The 4,006-nt window shown below is 68.2% G+C and carries 2 protein-coding genes and 1 pseudogene; all 3 read left to right on the forward strand.

Annotated features, from left to right (window positions below; genetic code table 11):
* The coding region (locus tag AC2W7M_RS21370) for an RluA family pseudouridine synthase (protein ID WP_486134737.1) at nucleotides 1-863 on the forward strand (863 nt) is incomplete at its 5' end.
* Nucleotides 864-1,140: 277 nt separating this feature from the next.
* Nucleotides 1,141-1,767, forward strand: coding sequence for a TRAP transporter small permease subunit (locus AC2W7M_RS21375; protein WP_486134739.1), 627 nt, complete (start codon nucleotides 1,141-1,143; stop codon nucleotides 1,765-1,767).
* A 76-nt stretch (nucleotides 1,768-1,843) separates the two neighbouring features.
* Nucleotides 1,844-3,704: pseudogene (locus AC2W7M_RS21380) on the forward strand (TRAP transporter large permease).
* Nucleotides 3,705-4,006: the final 302 nt, after the last annotated feature.

The raw sequence follows: 4,006 nt of genomic DNA on the forward strand, positions 1-4,006 counted from the left end.
CGCCGGGCGCCGGGCATGCCGGCGCGAAGGGGCCAGGCGGCGCCGAACCGGCCCTGGGGCCCGGCAAGGGACCGGCCAAGGCGCCGGGCAAGGCCCAAGGCAAGGCCCAGGGCAAGGCAAACGACGACCTCGCCTTCCTGAAGTCCCTGATCCTCTACGAGGACAAGGACGTGATGGTGATGAACAAGCCCTTCGGCCTCGCCGTCCAGGGCGGTTCCGGCACCTACCGCCATGTGGACGGGCTGCTGGAAGCGATGCGCGACAAGGACGGCCAGAAGCCGCGCCTGGTCCACCGCATCGACAAGGACACCTCCGGCTGCCTGCTGGTGGCGAAGTCGCGGCTCGCCGCCTCGGTGCTGGCCAAGAGCTTCCGCTCCCGCGAAGCCCGCAAGGTCTATTGGGCGCTGGTGCCGGGCGTGCCGAAGCCGCGCCAGGGCCGCATCTCCACCTATCTCGCCCGCGACGAGGAAGAGGAGAAGATGCGCGTCGCCCGCCATGGCGAGGACGAGGCGAGCCACGCCGTGACCTATTATGCGGTGGTGGACCAGGCGGCGCAGAAGCTCGCCTGGCTGTCGCTGAAGCCGGTGACGGGCCGCACCCACCAATTGCGCGCCCACATGGCCCACATCGGCCATCCCATTGTCGGCGATCCGAAATATTTCGACATCGAGAACTGGGAGCTGCCCGGCGGCCTGCAGAACCGCCTGCACCTGCTCGCCCGCCGCCTCATCATCCCGCATCCGCGCGGCCAGGGCGTGATCGACGTCTCCGCGCCGCTGCCGCCGCACATGGCGCAGTCCTTCGCCGTGCTCGGCTTCGACGCCAGCCAGTACGATCCCATCCTGGAGGCGCCGGAGGGGTGAGGCGCGCGGGCATCGTCGCCGCGAGGCCGTCCCGCTTGTGAGGCCGCGGGGTCGTCCCCGGGGCGATGACGTTGTGTCATCGCGGTTTCACAGCTTCGACTTTGGTCGCAGATGCGCTGCGGCAAGCGCCGGGAAGGCCTTGCGGGGCCTGCGCGCGTCCGGTCCACCCCTTGAACCCTGCGCATTCTCCCCTATGGTGCCGGCTCAAATCGGGATGGCCATGGGCGGTCCCATAAGAGCGGCCCGAGCCGCTGGCGCTCCGAGGGATCGTTTCATCATGTCCATGCTGCTCGCATTCGCCCGAGCCGTCGATGCCGTCAACGCGCGCATCGGCAAGGCCGCATCCTGGCTCATCGTCGTCGCCATCTTCGTTTCCGCCATCAATGCGGTGGTGCGCAAAGTGTTCGACTACAGCTCCAACTCCTGGCTGGAGCTGCAATGGGTGCTGTTCGCGGCGGTGTTCCTTCTGTGCGCCTCGTGGACCTTGATGGACAACGAGCACATCCGCATCGACATCGTGAACTCCCACCTGCGCAAGCGGGTGCGCGACGGCATCGACATCTTCGGCCACGTGTTTTTCCTTCTGCCCTTCTCGATCCTGCTGCTGTGGACCTCCTGGCCCTTCTTCCTGACCTCGTTCGAGATCAACGAGCAGTCGCTGAACGCCGGCGGCCTCCCGCAGTGGCCCGCCAAGTTCCTGGTGCCGCTCGGATTCTTCTTCCTGACGCTGCAGGGCTTCTCCGAGCTGATCAAGCGCGTCGCCATCTTCACGGGCCGGATGGAGGACCCCCACGAGGGATCGGGCGGCAGCCACGCGGCGCTGGCGGCGGAAGCCGAGCGCCTGCTGGCCGAGGCCGAAGTGCCCGGCAGTTCCAAGACCGTCCCCGGCACCCGCGGCGAGTGAGGCAGAGATGAAGATCCGCTTCCCGCTCGCCGCGCTGGCGCTCGCCCTCGGCCTCCTGCTCGCGCTCGCCCCGGACATGGCGTTCGCGGCCGAGCCCGGCTTCCGCGGCTGGTTCATCCACAATATGGCGCCGATCATGTTCGGCGCGCTCGTGGTGTTCCTGCTGCTGGGCTACCCGGTGGCCTTCTCGCTGGCCGCCAACGGCCTGATCTTCGGTCTGGTCGGCATCTGGCTCGGCCTGTTCGAGCCCTCCTTCCTCCAGGCGCTGCCCGAGCGCGTCTACGGCACCATGAACAACGAGGTGCTGCTCGCGGTGCCGTTCTTCACCTTCATGGGCCTGATCCTGGAACGCTCGGGGATGGCCGAGGACCTGCTCGACACCATCGGCCAAGTGTTCGGCTCGATCCGCGGCGGCCTTGCCTATGCGGTGATCTTCGTCGGCGCGCTGCTCGCCGCCACCACCGGCGTGGTGCCGCCTCGGTGATCTCCATGGGCCTGATCTCGCTGCCCATCATGCTGCGCTACGGCTACGACCGGCGCGTCGCCTCCGGCGTCATCGCGGCGTCCGGAACGCTGGCGCAGATCATCCCGCCCTCGCTCGTGCTCATCGTCATGGCCGACCAGCTGAACCGCTCGGTGGGCGACATGTATGAGGGCGCCTTCCTGCCGGGGCTGATCCTGGCCAGCCTTTATGCCGGCTACATCTTCCTCGTCTCGACCCTCTTCCCCGGCGCGGCGCCCGGCCTGCCGCTGGAGGCGCAGACCCTGCGTGATCCCGACCAGAAGTCGCGCCCGCGCGCGTGCTCGGCGCGGTCGCCGCGGCGGGCTTCGCCTATCTGATCGCCACCGGCTCCCTGCCGGGGCTGACGGCGGACCTGCTGCCCGGCATCGCCAACACGCTCGCCTGGGGCGTCGTCGCCTTCCTGCTGCTGTATGTCGTGCTGTCGGGGGCGGCGAAGCTGCTGACGCCGTCCTTGTTCATCACCCTCGCGCTCGCCATCGCCATCGGCATCTTCACGATGTGGGAGAGCGGCGTGAAGTTCGGCGCCGACTTCGTGGTGCTGACCATGTCGGCGACGGTGGGCCTCGCCTTCGTCATCGCCGTGCTCAACCGCGTGTTCCGGCTCGGCCTGCTCTCCAAGCTCGCCGAGCAGGTGGTGTTCGTGATGGTGCCGCCGCTGGCGCTGATCTTCCTCGTGCTGGGCACCATCTTCATCGGCGTCGCCACCCCCACGGAGGGCGGCGCCATGGGCTCGGTCGGCGCGCTGGCGCTGGCACTGGCGCGCGGCCGGCTGAAGTTCGACCTGCTGCGCCAGGCGACCTATTCCACCGCCAAGCTCTCCGCCTTCGTGCTGTTCATCCTGCTCGGCGCGCGCGTGTTCTCGCTGACCTTCTACGGCGTGGACGGGCACCTGTGGGTGGAGGAGCTCCTGGTCTCGCTGCCCGGCGGGCAGGTGGGCTTCCTCGTGGCGGTCAACGCGCTGGTGTTCGTGCTCGCCTTCTTCCTCGACTATTTCGAGCTGGCCTTCATCATCATCCCGCTGCTCGGGCCCGCGGCCGACAAGCTCGGCATCGATCTGATCTGGTTCGGCGTGATGCTGGCGGTGAACATGCAGACCTCCTTCATGCACCCGCCGTTCGGCTTCGCTTTGTTCTTCCTGCGCTCGGTGGCAGCCAAGGTGCCCTATGTCGACCGCGTCACCGGCAAGAGGATGGAGCCGGTGACGACCGGCCAGATCTATTGGGGCGCCGTGCCGTTCGTGTTCATCCAGCTCATCATGGTGGCGCTCATTATCCTCTTCCCCGGCATGGTGACGCACTACAAGTCGGGCGGCGTGCAGCTGGACCAGAAGCAGATCCAGCAGCAGTTCGACAACCTGTCGCCGGGCCTCGACATGCCGCCGCCGCCGCCGCTCAATTTCGGCAATCCGCAATAGGAACCGCCACAATGGTCTGCTAAAGGGCGCCCTCTTGCGTGCCGGGCGCTCCGGCTCGGCACGGTGGTTCCAGCGTCCGGAGGCGTGCTTATGGACTCGAGATCGGACTTCTGCCCCGGCTGCGGGGCTCAGGTCTATCCCGAGGAGGCCCATTGTCCCTTCTGCGGGCGCAGCCTGAAGTCGCGCGCCTGGGTGCCGTTCGCGGTGGGTTTCGGCGGGGCGGGGCGCGGCCCCTGCTCGTGGGCGGTCTGGTGTGGTGGGTGCTCGACGCCCTGCCGCCCGCCGTGCCGCCGCGGATGGCG

This window comes from Xanthobacter sp. BG11Y11_SDJG, assembly GCF_057364445.1.

Excerpts from the sequence above, each read along its gene's own strand:
- AC2W7M_RS21375 (WP_486134739.1), top strand. The coding sequence starts at position 1,141 with ATGTCCATGCTGCTCGCATTCGCCCGAGCCGTCGATGCCGTCAACGCG.